General features: G+C 52.2%; 17 protein-coding genes. 8 read left to right on the top strand and 9 right to left on the bottom strand.

Annotated elements, in window-relative coordinates; all coding sequences use genetic code 11:
• Window positions 1–61: 61 nt before the first annotated feature.
• Both COW20_09340 and COW20_09335 read right to left on the bottom strand, forming a co-directional pair.
• On the bottom strand, window positions 62–280 hold the full coding sequence (locus COW20_09340; GenBank protein ID PIW48558.1) for a hypothetical protein: 219 nt from the start codon (window positions 278–280) through the stop codon (window positions 62–64).
• Between the two features lie 4 nt (window positions 281–284).
• On the bottom strand, window positions 285–1,088 hold the full coding sequence (locus COW20_09335) for a hypothetical protein (protein ID PIW48557.1): 804 nt from the start codon (window positions 1,086–1,088) through the stop codon (window positions 285–287).
• A gap of 122 nt (window positions 1,089–1,210) precedes the next feature.
• Here COW20_09335 and COW20_09330 point away from each other — a divergent pair, with 122 nt between their 5' ends.
• From COW20_09330 to COW20_09315, 4 genes are read left to right on the top strand one after another with little or no spacing between them, the layout of a single operon-like run.
• Window positions 1,211–2,080 carry a prenyltransferase gene (locus tag COW20_09330; GenBank protein PIW48561.1) on the top strand — a complete coding sequence of 290 codons (870 nt, stop codon included), beginning with the start codon at window positions 1,211–1,213 and terminating at the stop codon, window positions 2,078–2,080.
• Window positions 2,077–3,180: a naringenin-chalcone synthase gene (locus tag COW20_09325; GenBank protein PIW48556.1), complete on the top strand. Its 1,104-nt coding sequence runs from the start codon at window positions 2,077–2,079 to the stop codon at window positions 3,178–3,180. The genes COW20_09330 and COW20_09325 overlap by 4 nt, the downstream gene beginning before the upstream one ends.
• The gene (locus tag COW20_09320; protein ID PIW48555.1) at window positions 3,177–3,869 is read left to right on the top strand and encodes an SAM-dependent methyltransferase; all 693 of its coding nucleotides are present in this window, start codon (window positions 3,177–3,179) and stop codon (window positions 3,867–3,869) included. The genes COW20_09325 and COW20_09320 overlap by 4 nt, the downstream gene beginning before the upstream one ends.
• Window positions 3,862–4,983, top strand: coding sequence for a hypothetical protein (locus tag COW20_09315; GenBank protein PIW48554.1), 1,122 nt, complete (start codon window positions 3,862–3,864; stop codon window positions 4,981–4,983). The genes COW20_09320 and COW20_09315 overlap by 8 nt, the downstream gene beginning before the upstream one ends.
• Before the next feature lie 10 nt (window positions 4,984–4,993).
• Here COW20_09315 and COW20_09310 read toward each other — a convergent pair whose 3' ends face one another.
• The 3 genes from COW20_09310 to COW20_09300 form a co-directional block, all read right to left on the bottom strand.
• Window positions 4,994–5,701, bottom strand: coding sequence for a hypothetical protein (locus COW20_09310; GenBank protein PIW48553.1), 708 nt, complete (start codon window positions 5,699–5,701; stop codon window positions 4,994–4,996).
• 11 nt (window positions 5,702–5,712) lie between these two features.
• The gene (locus COW20_09305; GenBank protein ID PIW48552.1) at window positions 5,713–5,919 is read right to left on the bottom strand and encodes a hypothetical protein; all 207 of its coding nucleotides are present in this window, start codon (window positions 5,917–5,919) and stop codon (window positions 5,713–5,715) included.
• Between the two features lie 92 nt (window positions 5,920–6,011).
• Window positions 6,012–6,926 carry a transcriptional activator NhaR gene (locus COW20_09300; protein PIW48551.1) on the bottom strand — a complete coding sequence of 305 codons (915 nt, stop codon included), beginning with the start codon at window positions 6,924–6,926 and terminating at the stop codon, window positions 6,012–6,014.
• A gap of 96 nt (window positions 6,927–7,022) precedes the next feature.
• On the opposite strand from COW20_09300, the gene COW20_09295 reads away from it, so the two are divergent.
• Window positions 7,023–7,232 carry a hypothetical protein gene (locus COW20_09295; protein ID PIW48550.1) on the top strand — a complete coding sequence of 70 codons (210 nt, stop codon included), beginning with the start codon at window positions 7,023–7,025 and terminating at the stop codon, window positions 7,230–7,232.
• A gap of 227 nt (window positions 7,233–7,459) precedes the next feature.
• Here the strand turns inward: COW20_09295 and COW20_09290 are convergent, their stop codons facing one another.
• On the bottom strand, window positions 7,460–7,786 hold the full coding sequence (locus COW20_09290) for a hypothetical protein (protein PIW48549.1): 327 nt from the start codon (window positions 7,784–7,786) through the stop codon (window positions 7,460–7,462).
• A gap of 246 nt (window positions 7,787–8,032) precedes the next feature.
• Between COW20_09290 and COW20_09285 the strand changes: the two genes are divergently transcribed.
• The 3 genes from COW20_09285 (at window position 8,033) to COW20_09275 (ending at window position 11,302) form a co-directional block, all read left to right on the top strand.
• Window positions 8,033–9,103 carry a GGDEF domain-containing protein gene (locus tag COW20_09285; GenBank protein PIW48548.1) on the top strand — a complete coding sequence of 357 codons (1,071 nt, stop codon included), beginning with the start codon at window positions 8,033–8,035 and terminating at the stop codon, window positions 9,101–9,103.
• 98 nt (window positions 9,104–9,201) lie between these two features.
• Entirely contained in the window at window positions 9,202–10,614 is a 1,413-nt protein-coding gene (locus COW20_09280) for an aspartate aminotransferase family protein (GenBank protein PIW48547.1), read from the top strand.
• A gap of 64 nt (window positions 10,615–10,678) precedes the next feature.
• Window positions 10,679–11,302, top strand: coding sequence for a lysophospholipase (locus COW20_09275; GenBank protein ID PIW48560.1), 624 nt, complete (start codon window positions 10,679–10,681; stop codon window positions 11,300–11,302).
• Window positions 11,303–11,308: 6 nt separating this feature from the next.
• Here the strand turns inward: COW20_09275 and COW20_09270 are convergent, their stop codons facing one another.
• The 3 genes from COW20_09270 to COW20_09260 form a co-directional block, all read right to left on the bottom strand.
• Window positions 11,309–12,976: a hypothetical protein gene (locus COW20_09270; GenBank protein PIW48559.1), complete on the bottom strand. Its 1,668-nt coding sequence runs from the start codon at window positions 12,974–12,976 to the stop codon at window positions 11,309–11,311.
• Between the two features lie 291 nt (window positions 12,977–13,267).
• Window positions 13,268–14,062, bottom strand: a complete 795-nt coding sequence (locus tag COW20_09265; protein PIW48546.1) for a hypothetical protein — start codon at window positions 14,060–14,062, stop codon at window positions 13,268–13,270.
• Between the two features lie 76 nt (window positions 14,063–14,138).
• The gene (locus COW20_09260) at window positions 14,139–14,627 is read right to left on the bottom strand and encodes a hypothetical protein (GenBank protein PIW48545.1); all 489 of its coding nucleotides are present in this window, start codon (window positions 14,625–14,627) and stop codon (window positions 14,139–14,141) included.

Raw genomic sequence — 14,627 nt, 5'->3', positions numbered from 1 at the left:
GAACATCTCCTTTGGTTAGTTACAAGCTCTGGCCTTTAGGCCGGGGTCGTTGACACAGGGATTATAGCCCAAGCGTCTGCGTCTGTCTGCTGGAATTCCGCCACCAATCCAAAGCCACCCCGGCCTTGTCCAGTTCAAAGCCCGCTCTTTGATAAAGACTCAAGGCGGGGGTATTGCTGGCACTGACATTCAAAAACGCCCGTTCAAGCCCCTGCACGTTAAAAATCCAGTCCACCACGGTCTCCAGTTCTTCGGGCAAGGGGGCACGCAGCGTCAGCATGGCATTATCTGCCCGCAGTGGTTTCAAAGGCAAAGGGAGTATCGTAATAGGCCCCGCTTTGGCCAATCCCCAAACTGTATTTGCCCACGCCCTTGTCGGTTGGAATACTCAGCACAAAATGCTGTTTGTCGATCCAGGCTGGCGTCAGCGGCCCGCCGCCTGTATAAAACGAACCACTGGAAGTATAAAAGCGGGCATTTTTATCGGGCACGTGCAGATAAGCTGAAAGTTCAGCAGGGGGAAAATCCGCCAAAAATTCAAAGCGCAATTTTACAGAGGTTCCCACGGGTATTTTTCCTGGCAGCGGGCTCTGCAAAAGCACCAGCCCGGTGGCAAAGTTCTGGGTGGCATAAATTTGATTGTTTTTCTCAGCCACCCCCACGCCCAAATGCCGGTAGCCCTTGCCGATCATATTGGCATAGTGCCCGGGCGAGTGTTTCCATTGCGTAAACAATCCCAAGGCCACGGTGTCTTCATCTTCCCCCCGGCTGCTGCGCATGGCGATATTCTCAGCCGAGCCCATGCTGAGCAAACCCGGCATAAACTGAGCCATGCGGTCAAACGGGCTGCGCCCCTGGGGATCGGTATGGCTGAAAAAGTGCTGGCTGGCCATGGCCTCGCTGTGTTTGCGCGCCAAAGCGTAAAGGCCTTCAAGGGGCTTCAACGGGGGCAAATTTTTCTCGGCCCGCAATTGGTTGGTCAAACTGTGAATTTTGACTTCTACCTGATCCAGATTCAGGGCCTGGGCAGGCAAATGCAGACTGAATAAAAGCGTAAGCAGAGAAGAAAACAAAGCCGTGCGATTCATAAGGCCCTCCGGGGCAAAATTCTGATTTGAGGCTAGCTTTTTGCAAGGCCGCTGTCAAGGTACAGTCAAGAAGTTCAAATTACGCAAAGGACGCTGGCCTGGGCATCCTGTACAATAAAATGATGCGACAAGCGATTCGTGATACCCTCCATCTTTTGCGTCTGCCTTTTTCGTTTCTGCTTCTGCCGATTTACCTGCTGGCCCTGAGCCAGGCTGCGGTCGTTAACGAAAACCAGGCCCTGTGGGTTGCTGTAATTTTGCACCTGTTGGTTTACCCGGCCAGCAATGGCTATAACAGCTGGGTCGACCGCGACACCACCCCGATTGGGGGGCTGAAAGCCCCGCCCCCGCCCCCCAAACTGCTGCTCTATACCACCCTGGTTTTGGACCTGCTGGCCCTGGCTGCTGCGCTCTGGATTCAGCCCTGGTTCGCCCTGGGGGTCGGGGTTTATATCCTCGCCTCACGGGCCTATAGCTGGGAAGTGACCCGCCTCAAGCAATACCCCATCGGGGGCTTTTTAACGATTTTTGTCTTTCAAGGCCTCTTGACCTATGCCACCGTCCTGCTGGGCATCGTGCCCCCGGCCCACTGGCAGGAGCTGCTCAGCCCGCATCAGGCCGCCCTGGCCGTGGCTGCCGCCAGCCTGATCGGGGGGGTTTACCCCCTGACTCAGATTTACCAACACCAGGAAGACGCCGAACGGGGAGATCGCACCTTGAGCCAAGTCTTGGGCTACCGTGGCAGTTTTATCTTTGCCGGAAGCTTTTTTGCTCTGGCAGGTGTTATACTGGCACTTAACCTGAAACTGCAAGATTTCTTACTTTTTTCAAGCTTTTTATTGCCCGTTTTAGCCTATTTTATCTACTGGGCTCAAAAGGTCTGGAAAAATACCCAAGCCGCCAGTTTTGAACATACCATGCGGCTGAACTTGCTGGCTTCTGCCTGTCTTAATCTGTGTTTTGGCCTGATGTGCCTTTGGAGGAATGGATGACGTATTTGGTCTCGCTCGGAACCGCAGTTCCAGCCCATGCCCATGCCCAAGAAACGATTCTGGAGTTTATGCAGGCCCTGGTGCCCTTGCCGCCCCTGGAACAGGATCGTCTGGCAAAGATGTACGCCCGCAGTGGCATTCAAACCCGCCACTCCGTGATTCCAGACTATGGCTGCCCTCCGCAGGAGCGTCGGCTCTATCCGCCCACACAGAATCTTGAACCTTTTCCGGGCCTGAACCAGCGCATGGCCTGCTTTCATCAGGAAGCCCTGCCCCTGGCCCTGAACGCCGTTGAAACCTGCCTTGAGCGCAGCAGCGAACTGAAACGCGAAAAGATCACCCACCTGATCGCCATTACCTGTACCGGGCTTTCAGCCCCCGGACTCGATCTGATGCTGCTCAAGGAATTGGGCCTCTCGCCCTCCACGCAACGCACCGGCGTGCATTTTATGGGCTGCTATGCTGCCCTGCATGGGCTGAAAATGGCAGATGCCATCTGTCGCAGCCAGCCCGACGCCGTGGTGCTGATGGTCAGTGTCGAACTCTGCACCCTGCATTTTCAGAAAGACCCCAGCCCAGATAATCTCGCTGCCAATCTGCTCTTTGCCGATGGGGCAGCCGCAGCCCTGCTCTGCGGAGCACAAGCCCGCCCGGCAGCCCCTGTGCTCAAGCTCCAGAATACAGCTTCGGCAGTGGCCCTGGAGGGCTGGTCAGACATGGCTTGGGATCTCTCCGAAAGTGGCTTTCTGATGCGTCTCAGTGCCTATATCCCCGAATTGCTGCGCCAGGGAATCTCCCCGCTGGTGGAAAGGGCTCTGGAAACCCTCTCTCTGCGCCCCCAGGATATTCAACACTGGGCCATTCACCCCGGCGGGCGTAAAATTCTCGATGTCAGTGAAGCAGTCTTAGCAATCCCCACACTCCAGGCTTCACGCGAAATTTTGGCCGAATACGGCAATATGTCGTCTCCCACCGTGCTCTTTGTGCTGGATCGGCTCTGGCAACGCTATCTTGACTGGTCAACCCCAGAACATATCCTGGCTGCTGCCTTCGGCCCAGGTCTGACCCTTGAAACTGCTCTGTTTACCAGCGAACCATGATACTGCCCGATTTACGTCAACGTTCACAGGCCCAGGAGCTGCTCGATGCTCCAGAACTGCCCCAGGCAGAACTCTGGCGCAATTTAGAAGAGCTTGAAATCATCAACCGCTGGTTGGGAGGGCACCGGGTCACCCTGCAAGGGCTGCAGCGCCTGATCCGCGATCGCCAAAAGACCTGGAAAATCGTAGATATTGGCTGCGGCGGAGGCGATACCCTCAAAGCCATTGCCCACTGGGGGCAGGCCAGGGGAATCAAGCTGCAATTGACGGGGGTCGATCTCAAGCCCGAATGTTTGGCTTTCGCCCAAAAAGCCTGCCAGGGTCTTGAAATTAAATGGATCTGCAGTGATTACCGCGCCATCGACAGCGCTTACGATATTGTCTTGACTTCTCTTTTTTGTCACCACCTCGAAACCGCCCAATTGCGGCAATTTTTACGCTGGAGTCAGCAATCTGCGCGACATGGCCTGCTGATCAATGATTTGCACCGCCACCCGCTGGCCTGGGGCGGCATTCGCCTGCTCACCCAGCTCTTTTCGCGCTCCTATCTGGTCAAACACGATGCGCCTCTCTCGGTTTGGCGGGGCTTTGAACGCCGGGAGCTTGAAACTTTGCTTGCCGAAACCGGCTGGAAGGCCGATTTAGAGTGGTGCTGGGCTTTTCGCTATCGGGTACTGGGCTATGTATGACGTCGCACTGATTGGGGGCGGGGTGGCCGGGCTGGCCAGCGCGATTTTGCTCGCCCGCCAGGGCTGGCAGGTGGTTCTGCTCGAAAAGAACCACTATCCCTTTCACAAGGTCTGCGGCGAATATCTGGCCGAAGAATCCCTGCCCCTGCTCGAAAAACTGGGAATTTCTCTGCAAGAAATGAATCTCCCCCGCATTCAAACCGCCTGTTTTTCTGCCGCCTCGGGCCGCTCTTTGGAATTCCCCCTGCGTCCCGGAGGCATCGGCCTCAGCCGCTATACCCTCGACCAGGCCCTGGTTAAATTGGCGCAGGCAGCAGGGGTCACGGTTTTAGAGGGCACCCGTGTCAGCCGCATTTCTGGCGACGCAGGCCAATTTGAAATTTTAAGCCGCACGCAAAAAATCACAGCCCGCACAGTCTGTGGCACCTGGGGAAAATACAGCAATTTAGATCTGCAATTTGAGCGCGAATTCACCCTGCCCCGCTACCGTGAAAAAGCCCAAATCGCCGTCAAATACCATGTGCAGCTCGATTTCCCCCGAGACCGCGTAGAGCTGCATAGTTTTCCTGGGGGCTATTGCGGGCTCTCAGCCATTGAAGCCGGAAAATACTGCATGGCCTATCTGGCCTCGGGCCAAAGTCTCAAAGCCTGTGACGGAGAGATTCAGCGCCTGGAAGAGCAGGTGCTCGCGCAAAACCCCCATCTCAAACGCCTGCTGGCCGAAAGACAGTCCCTCTATGAAAAACCGCTGGTAATTGCCCAGGTGCATTTTCTGCCCAAAGCCCCCCAGCTCGAAGGCATTTTAATGGTGGGTGACAGCGCAGGCATGATCGCCCCGCTGAGTGGCAATGGCATGAGCATGGCCCTGCGTGCAGCGGTTTTACTGGCAGATCAACTGCCTGCCTACCTCTCAGGCAAAATTCCCTTTGGGCTTTTAGAAGAGTATTATCGCCAGGGGTGGAACCGGCTCTTCCGCAAACGGATTCAAACCGGGGCCTTGCTACAACAGTTTTTGCTTCAACCTCAGAGCGCAGATTTGCTGATGCGGGGGCTGCAACCTTTTCCTGGCTTGGTCAGTGCTTTGCACCAGCAAACCCACGGCACGCCTTTTTAAAAACAGCCCACTATTGGGACATGGGCTCGCGTTTGACCTTGCTGACCCATTTGCCGCTTACCCATTCTGAAGTGGTCACCTGCAGCCATTTGCCAGCGGGGTCGGCCAGGCCGTCTTCAATCACTTCGCGGGTTTTATACGGTTGATTGTTCTTGAGCTTGTATTCATGGGTGAAATGATAACAGCAACCCGATTTGCCAAAATTGCGCAGAATTTTATTTTTCGTATCCACTTCAAACATTCCCAAATACTCACCACGGGCCAGTTTGCTCAAGGCGGGGCTGTGCTCAAATTTTTGACTGCGCGCCGAATAAAGATAAATCTGGTAAGAAGGCCCGCCATAGCCAGCTTCCTGGCCATCACACAGGGCCAAATCGGGTTGACCATCAAAATTAAAGTCCTGCAGATGCACGCCCGATTGCAGGTCATAGCCCAGGGTCTGATTGGCAACGGGCACTTGCCCGGCATTGAGCTGCAAAAGCGTTTCAGCAAACTTAAACACCTGAAAGGGCTGTTTTTGGCCCTTGCGAAACAACGAAAACTGGGCTTTGCCCCGGCAAAAATCGCTCTCGCAGGCCGCCACCTGAATCTGCACATCATAAAGCTTAGACAGCTGGGTCAGCTTAAAAACCTTGGGGGTCGTCGCCGCACTTTGAGCCTGGGCAGGCAGATGCAAAAGTCCAAGACAGACCCAACTCAAACACAAGAGTTTAGGCATCAATTGCTGTTTTAATCCTCTGCGGGCAGGCAGAGATAAAAACCGCTATCCTGCCCCAATTGACGCAGGTATTGATTCAGCTTTTCGCGCTCAGCAGGATTGATCCCTGCGGCTTCAGCTTCACGAATCGAAAGTTCAATTTCCATCTGGTTCTGTATCATTTGATAAACACGGCCAGGCATACCCGGTTGTTCGGGAAAAGCGTGTGTTCTGGCCATGGCTCTCATTCCTTTAGCTTGTAATGATTGCATTCTAACAAAGACCCTTCAAAAAGTTTGTGAGCCAGAACCATCGCCCAGCGTGATGGTGCTCACATCAAGCTTTCAAAAAGTAAAGAACGGGCCCTCTCCACCAAAAAAGCCACGGCAGGATTGCGAATTTTGCGTTCAATTGAAATAGCGTAAAAACTGCTTTTCAGGGAAGTATCACGGCCCAGCACAGACAAGCCAGGTGTTTTCAGCAGACTGGCCTCAGAAACCGCAGGCAGCGCAAAAACACCGTGTCCTTCCTGACCAAAGACCTTTAAAAGCGCCATATCGTCAAACTCAGCGACAATCCGGGGATGAATTTCATGGCGGGCCAGCCATTGATCCAAAATCTTGCGCAAAGCTGTATTTTGCGAGGGCATCAAAAAAGGCGCCGCTTGTAAAGAATGGGGAAAACCCACCTGGTAGCGTTCGGCCAAGCTCTCCCCCGCAAAGAAGCTGATCGCCGACTCCCCCAAAAGGTGGTTATAGGCCTTGATCCGGCTCGAAGCCGACATCGGGGCATCGGCCAGAACCAAATCCAATTCAAAGCGCGAAAGCCGCATAAGCAGGCCCTCAAGATTGTCGTCTTCGTAGCAGACAAACTGCACGGGGGTCGCATAATTCAGCAGAGGCTCTAAAATGCCATAGGAGACCAATTTGGGCAAAGAGTCGGTAATGCCAATACTCAAGTGCAGCGGGCGTTCCATACTGGCGGCCCCGGAAAGAAACTGTTGAAGTTCCTGACCCAGACTGAAAATCTCATCGGCATAGCGAAACACCATCTGCCCCATTTCAGTCAGCACCAAGAAACGGCCTTTGCGCCGAAACAATTTCTCACCGGCTGATTTTTCAAGACTTTGCAATTGGGTACTCACCGTGGGCTGTGAAAGGTGCAGTTTTTCACAGGCCTGCGTGATACTGCCTTCACGGGCCACCATCCAAAAATAGTAGAGATGATGATAATTGAGCCAATTCATAGATTTTATCTATAGTTTATATTTAAACATTGAATTTGTAAATGTTAAATTTTTGGCTTATGATTTTTCTATCAGCAGCCCCAAGGAGGCGTCAAAATGAGTCATACCTGCCCCACCTGTACCACGGCATTTGTCCGTGAAGAAAAAGTCAGAGGTGCACAGATTGAACATTGCGAAGCCTGCGGCATGATGTGGCTTGATTTTTCAATCTACCGCCCCCGTATCTATGAGCAGCTTGAGGCCCAGTCACAGCGCTGGCAGGCGCGCTACCAACAGGAACAGTTTAAAAAAAAGCACTGCGGTTGATCCCCAAGTAAAAACAAAACCAAACCTCTGGAGGAAAGAATTCGTGGAAAAACAGTCAAGACAAACCTATCTGCGCACCTCGGATCCTGAAAGCTGGGAGCAGGCTCAAAAAGCGCAATAAATACCTGGGTCGGCTGCATTAAGCGGCCCCCTGAACAATCTGTTTTTCAATTCCATTCGCTCGCTAAGTCCTTGGCTGGCCGTTTCATCAACGGTCAGCTTTTTTTCTAGAGAAACTGCTGCCAGGGGGGAGGCGCTTCAGGCTCAGGTGGCCGGGGAGGCACCCCCAGCATGATTTCCTTGCTGCGCTGATGGGCCATAACCAAGAGCTCAATCGGCTTCTGAAAAAAGAGGCGATCGGTTTCCATCAGGCATTCCGCGATTTCAAGATAACTGAGGCGGGTTTCTTCACCGGTTTCAGCATCGACCATGCCGCTGGCACCAAAACCCGTTTCCTGCAAAAGTGGGGCCACCGCCCGAGACAGGGCTGTTGCATCTGCGGCAGCTTGAATGGCCTGTAAAATACGCTGGTAATGGGCCGCTTTTGAATCCATTTTTCACCTCCAGAGACAGGGAGAACTGCAATCAGAGTGCAGGTTCCTCAGCTAATGAATGGCTCTATTTTGACACATTTGCATCGTTTTTCAAAAGTCGATGACCAAAATCACGCTTTACCTGCATTATCTATCGCTTGACTGGCTTCTGAAAAAAATTTTAAAATCAAAGAGGACTTAGCTTCCGATCTCATTTAATTTAAAAAGTCTAGAGAACAATTGATGGGTGTCTTAAGGAGATCTTCTATGAAGCTGACCGATCTGACGCTGCTTGAGCAAATGCACTTCAGCGATTTTGAGCTGGAGCACCTCAAAGCGCTCTTTTCCTTCACTGCTGAAGATGAAAAAATTCTGCCTGAAGCCAAAGCCACAATTGAAAAATATTTAAACCGCCTGGTCGATGATTTTTATAAAATGCAGACCAGTATCCCGGAAATCGCCCTGCTGATCGGTGATGCGGATACCCTCACGCGCCTGCGCAATGCCCAGCGCCTGTATATTCAAACCCTCTTTGACGGAATTTATGATCTCGACTACGTCAATAATCGCTTGCGCATTGGCCTGATTCATAAGCGAATTGGGGTCGAACCCAAACTCTTTTTATCAGCGGTTCAAAGTTTGAAAAAACTTTTAAATGAAATTATCGAGCAATACTATGTGGGGCCCCTTGAAAAAAGAAGCCTGATCAGCGCACTCGAAAAACTGATCATGCTGGACACCTCACTGGTTTTCGACGCCTATATCCGCAGCATGGTCGTTGAAATAAAAAATTCAAAACAGAAATGTGAACAATACGCGCGCTCCATGGAAATCAAAGTCAAAGAGCGCACCCAGCAGCTCGAAAAAATGTCGCTGACCGATCCGCTGACCGGTCTGCTCAATTTCAGACTTTTTGATGAGATTGTCACCAAAGCCCTGCGCAGTGCCCAGCGCAGGGCCGAACCCGTTTCAGTTGTTTACCTGGATATCGATAATTTTAAACAAATCAACGACAGCCTCGGACATGAACACGGCAACCAGGTTCTGCGCAATCTGGGCCAGGCGATTAAAAACCTGGCCCGGATTGACGACAGTTGCTTTCGCTATGGCGGCGATGAATTCTGCATTATTCTCAGCAAATGCACTGAAACCCAGGCCCAGGAGATCTTCGTCAATCGCCTTCAAGAAGCTCTTAATCTCAATTTTGAAAATGTCTCAGTCAGCATGGGTGTGGCCCAAACCGGACCCTCTGATTTCTTAGAAGCCAGCGCGCTGATCGCTTTGGCCGATGAACAGATGTACCGGGCCAAACAGGCCAAACACAATCAACACACCTGATCCCACTGAAAAACCCGTCTTTAAATTTTCTGTGCCAGTACCAAGCCCAGGCTCCGCTTCTGCTAGAATACGAAAGACTCCGAACACAAGGAAACCCCATGGAACCGCATGAATTTCGTCAACACGCCCACCACTTGGTAGACTGGATGGCAGACTACCTGGAAGAGGTCAGGCAATGGCCCGTCAGTCCTCAGCTTGCACCAGGCGCAATTTATCAACAGATCCCTGAGGCAGCCCCTGCCACAGGAGAATCGTTTGACGCGATTTTCGCAGATTTTCAAACCCAGATTATGCCCGGTATGACCCATTGGCAGCACCCGCGATTTTTTGGTTATTTCCCAGCCAATAGCAGCCCCCCCTCGGTTTTGGCTGAAATGCTGACGGCCACCTTGGGAGCACAGTGTATGAGCTGGTTGACCTCGCCAGCAGCCACCGAACTCGAAGAACGCATGCTGGAATGGCTGCGCGATTTGCTTGGCCTGCCCAGGCAATGGGTGGGCGTAATTCAGGATACCGCTTCAACCGCCACGTTTTGCGCCATTTTAAGCGCACGTGAAAAAGCCAGCCAGGGCCGGGCCAATAGCCAAGGCTTACAAGGCCTGCCCCGCTATACGCTGTATTGCTCAAGCGAAGCCCATTCCTCAATCGAAAAAGCAGTGCGCATGGCCGGGCTGGGCAGCGAGAACCTGCGCAAAATTGAGGTCGATCAAAACTTTGCCCTTCAGGCCACCGCTCTGGAAACACAGATTCAGGCCGACCGCGCAGCGGGTTACGAACCGCTTTGTGTGGTCGCAGCCTTTGGCACCACTGGTTCAACCGCCATAGATCCCCTGGCTGAAATTGCCGCCATTTGTCAGCGCGAAGGGCTTTGGCTGCATATCGACGCGGCCTTTGCCGGTTCGGCCCTGATTCTGCCAGAAATCCAGGCCTTGGCCCATGGTTTGGAATACGCAGATTCGTTTGTGTTTAACCCCCACAAATGGCTGCTTACCAATTTTGACTGTTCAGCCTATTATGTGCGTGACCCCCAGGCCCTCTTAGATACCTTTGCCCTGACCCCCGAATACCTCAAAACAGGCCAGGACGCACAGGTCAAAAATTTTCGCGATTGGGGCCCCCAACTGGGCCGGCGTTTTCGCGCCCTGAAACTGTGGTTTGTTTTGCGCAGTTATGGCGCAGAAGGTCTCAAAAGCTTGATCCAGACGCATCTGGCCTGGGCCCAGACCTTGGCGAAAACCCTCAAAGCAGAAAGCGATTTTGAAGTGCTGGCGCCAGTCCATTTCAATACCCTCTGCTTTCGCTACGCCCCTCCGGGAAAAACACCCGAAGACCTGGATCGGCTCAACCCAAAACTGCTGGAAGCACTCAATGCTTCAGGCAAGCTGTTTATGACCCATACCCGCTTGAGAGGCGTGTATGTCCTGCGCTGGGTCATTGGGCAAACCCGCGTCAGTTGGGAAGATCTCGCTGAAAGCTGGGAGCAGGTCAAAAGCACGGCCCGTGCGCTTTAAAACAATTTTTGTGGGCGGATGGATAAGCACCCAAACACCCGTGATTCCCAAGAAAGGTAAAATCATGCATCATTTTTTAGCTTTAGGAGACTCCTATACAATCGGCGAAGGCCTGACCGATAAAGAGCGTTGGCCCCAACAACTGACCCAGGGCCTGCGCAATCGGGGCCTGGAGATTGCCGATCCCCAAATCATCGCCCAAACAGGCTGGACCACCCAGGATTTGCGCAAGGCGATCGCAGAGGCGTCCCTGACTCCCCCCTATGATTTGGTCTCTCTGCTGATTGGCGTCAATAACCAATACCAAGATCGCAGTGAAGCAGAATACGAACAGGAATTTGAATTGTTGCTGCGCCAGGCGATTGCATTGGCCGGAATGCGCAAAGAACGAGTCTTTGTACTCTCGATTCCAGACTGGGGTGTCACCCCCTTTGCCAAAGATCGGGATCGCGCAGAGATAGCCTCAGCCATTGACGGCTTCAACCGCATCAATGCCCGTTTGAGCTACCAGTTTGGTGTGCAATATCTGAATATCACGACCCTTTCCCGTGACATGGGAAAATTTCAGCAGTTGGTAGGCGAAGATGGCCTGCATCCTTCTGCTGAAATGTACCGGCGTTGGGTCGATCAGCTCATCGATCGGGCACGCAGAGAACTGACTGAGCTTTCGATCCGCAACGAGAGCTGAACAGGCTTATTTTAAGCCCAAACGCCCGGCCTGATTGAGCAATTCAAGATAGGCCTGGCGATAACCTTCACGATCCGCGCCCAGGCCTTCACGCCCCAACTGCTGTACCTGTGCAAAACTCAGTTGGCCCTTGTATTCAGAATCACGCAAGAGCATGCCAAAGCCCGCAACCGAGGCTGCAAAATGCATATTCTCTGAGGCTTCTGACCAAGGTTTGGCCTGGGTGCTGACTGTTTGTGCAATCAACTGACTGGTTTCCTGGCTTGGCGCCTTATAACGCAGGCTCAAGCTCAGCAAGTCCTGGGAACCCAAGGCTGAGTCTTTGGTTTGGGTTTCAGAATAGTTCAGGCTGCTGTTCTGCGCAGTGTTTGGGCTGGCAGGTTCCAACTCATAGAGGGCTGTCACCGTATGACCGGCCCCCAATTCACCGGCATCTTTGGCATCATTGTTGAAGTCTTCAGCCCGCAGCAAACGGTTTTCATAACCAATCAGACGATAGCGGGCCACTTTGGCGGGATTGAATTCAAGTTGCAATTTCACATCTTTGGCTACGGTCAACAGCGTTCCGCCCATTTCCTGAACCAAAACCTTGCGGGCTTCCATCAGACTGTCGATATACGCATAATTGCCATTGCCCTTATTGGCAAGGGTTTCCATTTTGGAATCCTTATAATTGCCCATGCCAAAGCCCAAAACCGTTAAAAATACGCCTTCTTTACGTTTGGCTTCGATCAGGCGCTCCATTTCGGCATCCGAAGAAGCCCCCACATTAAAATCGCCATCGGTTGCCAAGATCACCCGGTTATTGCCGCCTTGAATAAATTGGGCCTGGGCGACCTGATAGGCCAATTGAATGCCTGCGCCCCCTGCGGTAGAGCCCCCTGCCTCCAATTGATCCAGCGCCTTGAGAATCGTATCTTTGCGATCCCCTGAAGTAGGTTGCAAAACCTGACCCGCAGCCCCCGCATAGACCACAATTGAAACCTTATCATCCTCGCGCAGTTGGTCAATGAGTAAACGCAGAGACTGCTTGAGCAAAGGCAGTTTATTCGGGTCTGACATGGAACCTGAAACATCGAGTAAAAAGACCAGATTGCTGCGGGGGGCTTTGCTCATATCCACCGACTGCGCCTGTAAGCCAATCTGCAAGAGTTGATGGCCCGCTTGCCAAGGACATTCTGAAAGCTCTGTGCTGACCGAGAAGGGACGGTCGGACTGCGGTTGGGGATAGGCATAGCGAAAATAATTGAGCATTTCCTCAATCCGCACAGCATCTTTGGGGGGCAATTGGCCCTGGTTGAGAAAACGGCGCAAATTGCTATAGGAAGCAGTATCGACATCAATTGAGAAGGTAGAAAGCGGGTTGCTTAAGGCTGCCAGAAAAGGATTTTCCTGAATCGTTTGATAGCTCTCGGTATTGGGAGTGGCGTCAGGGGCAGAAGTCGGCATCGCAGAGGGGGCTGAAGTACCTGAGGGCAGAGGCATCCCCAGCGGCGCGGCTGAAGGAGCAGCTGAAGGAGCAGCTGAAGGAGCAGCTGAAGGATAGGCGTAAGGATAAGCCGCTGAAGCCGAGGGCATGGGGTAGGAATGTGCCCCCAGTGAAGCAGGAGTGGCCGTAGGTGCAGGCCCACAGGCCGAAAGACTCAAGGCAGAGAAACTCAAGGTAGAGATCATCAAAATCAGAGCAGAACGGGATTTCATAAATATTTCCTCCATGGAAAACACTAGGTTTGAAAGACTTCAATGATCTGAGTATATATTTTATTTACAAAAAAGTAAATAAAATTATTTATTATTTTGTAAAATATTTTCCCATCATCCAAACACACACTGAAAGTCTTGTTTTTCAGCTAAAGACAAAGGGTATTTGAAAAGGGCCGAAAGCCTCACAAGCAGGCACACTCAAACTCACACACGAAAAAAGCCCCCCTGAGTTTCAGGGGGGCTTTTTAGAAAAGACAGGGATTAATGCAGGTGTTTAAGTGCGTTGACGATCGGGGCATTTTGACTCAGTATGCCCCCTTTATTCAAATTCTGAATCAGTTGCTCGACAATTGCTGGAGGAAGATGTTGAAGGTTTTTTTTATGAATGGTCGGGCCATTTTCTTCCATGCTGTCAGCCATTAAAAACCCACTTTTATAGAGAAAATTCTGGGTTTGTTTTTCACTGGCCAACCCCAAACTGTTTTTCAAGGCTTTGGCAATCTCGGCATCGGGCTTGAGGCGAAGAATACGCGACATCTGATCGAGCGAAGTATCTGCATCTTTGCTGTTCAAAAGCCCCGTTTTGATAAAGCGTTGGCGCTCTTCCGGACGGCTGAGCGTGGCACCCACCACACGCAGAGCAAACTGGGTGGTACTGTGATCACGGCCCCCCTGACTGTCGCGGCTGAAAACAGACTGCAAGTGGCGGATCGTATCTGCGCTTTGTCCTGAAAGCTTCTCATAATGATAAGCTTCTCGTCCGGCTGAACCCGTGATAAAACCGATCTGGCGCAATTGGGCCAAAGCTTCCTGCGCATTGGCAACCTTGGGCAGGGGTTCAGCAGAGACCGAACCGCCAAAGGTTACCTGCTTAGGGGCTCCTGCGGCCGCAGGAGCCGTTGATACTTTACTTAACTCGGCTTGATCTTTGGGGGGAGCAGGCGGAGTAGCAGGGGGAGGCGCAGGAGCAGCAGGTGGAGGCGCAGGAGCATTGCTCTTCATTCCTGCTTGAAAAGAATCGACAAAAGAGGAAAAAAAACTGGAAATTCCGGACATTCTGTTCACGCCTGCTTTACTTTAAAGTCTCTTGTTATTATCCGATAGCATTTTAAAATCTTGCTTGAAAATCCGCTTACAGATTACGGGCAAGACATTCCGCCTCGATAATCTGATACAAATACTGCAAAGCCTGCTGCTCCTGTAAAAGTTGAGGACTGGGGTTCATTGGCATTTTACGCCGACCCAACTCTTGCAGGGCCTGGGCCAGGCCCCCCAAATCGTCCAGGCTACAGTCCTTTAAAAACGCCAAAGCATCGGCTTTTGGATTTAAACAGGCCTCAAGCAGACGACGTTGCGCTGGCTTCAAAGGATGCCCACTGGGCATCGACATCAATTTTTTGTGCGCACTCTGAACCAACTGCCAAGGAAAAACATGAATTTTGGCAAAAAGTTCAGAAATTTCTTTTTCCGCTGAATGCACAAGCCCAGCAAAGGGATCGACAAAGGGCACGGGCTCAAGTGGCGGCGGGTGATAGCCTGAATCCACAGGGGGATTCACAAAGGGTTCAACCGATTCGACCGGCCCCTCAGCCAGCGGAAAAGGATCTTCTTCCGTCAACAT

The sequence above is a fragment of the bacterium (Candidatus Blackallbacteria) CG13_big_fil_rev_8_21_14_2_50_49_14 genome (genome assembly GCA_002783405.1).
Classification (GTDB): Bacteria; Cyanobacteriota; Sericytochromatia; order UBA7694; family UBA7694.
This window is presented reverse-complemented; position numbering and strand designations above follow the sequence as displayed.

Excerpts from the sequence above, each read along its gene's own strand:
- COW20_09340 (PIW48558.1), bottom strand. The coding sequence starts at position 280 with ATGCTGACGCTGCGTGCCCCCTTGCCCGAAGAACTGGAGACCGTGGTG.
- COW20_09335 (PIW48557.1), bottom strand. The coding sequence starts at position 1,088 with ATGAATCGCACGGCTTTGTTTTCTTCTCTGCTTACGCTTTTATTCAGT.
- COW20_09330 (PIW48561.1), top strand. The coding sequence starts at position 1,211 with ATGCGACAAGCGATTCGTGATACCCTCCATCTTTTGCGTCTGCCTTTT.
- COW20_09325 (PIW48556.1), top strand. The coding sequence starts at position 2,077 with ATGACGTATTTGGTCTCGCTCGGAACCGCAGTTCCAGCCCATGCCCAT.
- COW20_09320 (PIW48555.1), top strand. The coding sequence starts at position 3,177 with ATGATACTGCCCGATTTACGTCAACGTTCACAGGCCCAGGAGCTGCTC.
- COW20_09315 (PIW48554.1), top strand. The coding sequence starts at position 3,862 with ATGTATGACGTCGCACTGATTGGGGGCGGGGTGGCCGGGCTGGCCAGC.
- COW20_09310 (PIW48553.1), bottom strand. The coding sequence starts at position 5,701 with ATGCCTAAACTCTTGTGTTTGAGTTGGGTCTGTCTTGGACTTTTGCAT.
- COW20_09305 (PIW48552.1), bottom strand. The coding sequence starts at position 5,919 with ATGGCCAGAACACACGCTTTTCCCGAACAACCGGGTATGCCTGGCCGT.
- COW20_09300 (PIW48551.1), bottom strand. The coding sequence starts at position 6,926 with ATGAATTGGCTCAATTATCATCATCTCTACTATTTTTGGATGGTGGCC.
- COW20_09295 (PIW48550.1), top strand. The coding sequence starts at position 7,023 with ATGAGTCATACCTGCCCCACCTGTACCACGGCATTTGTCCGTGAAGAA.
- COW20_09290 (PIW48549.1), bottom strand. The coding sequence starts at position 7,786 with ATGGATTCAAAAGCGGCCCATTACCAGCGTATTTTACAGGCCATTCAA.
- COW20_09285 (PIW48548.1), top strand. The coding sequence starts at position 8,033 with ATGAAGCTGACCGATCTGACGCTGCTTGAGCAAATGCACTTCAGCGAT.
- COW20_09280 (PIW48547.1), top strand. The coding sequence starts at position 9,202 with ATGGAACCGCATGAATTTCGTCAACACGCCCACCACTTGGTAGACTGG.
- COW20_09275 (PIW48560.1), top strand. The coding sequence starts at position 10,679 with ATGCATCATTTTTTAGCTTTAGGAGACTCCTATACAATCGGCGAAGGC.
- COW20_09270 (PIW48559.1), bottom strand. The coding sequence starts at position 12,976 with ATGATCTCTACCTTGAGTTTCTCTGCCTTGAGTCTTTCGGCCTGTGGG.
- COW20_09265 (PIW48546.1), bottom strand. The coding sequence starts at position 14,062 with ATGTCCGGAATTTCCAGTTTTTTTTCCTCTTTTGTCGATTCTTTTCAA.
- COW20_09260 (PIW48545.1), bottom strand. The coding sequence starts at position 14,627 with ATGTTGACGGAAGAAGATCCTTTTCCGCTGGCTGAGGGGCCGGTCGAA.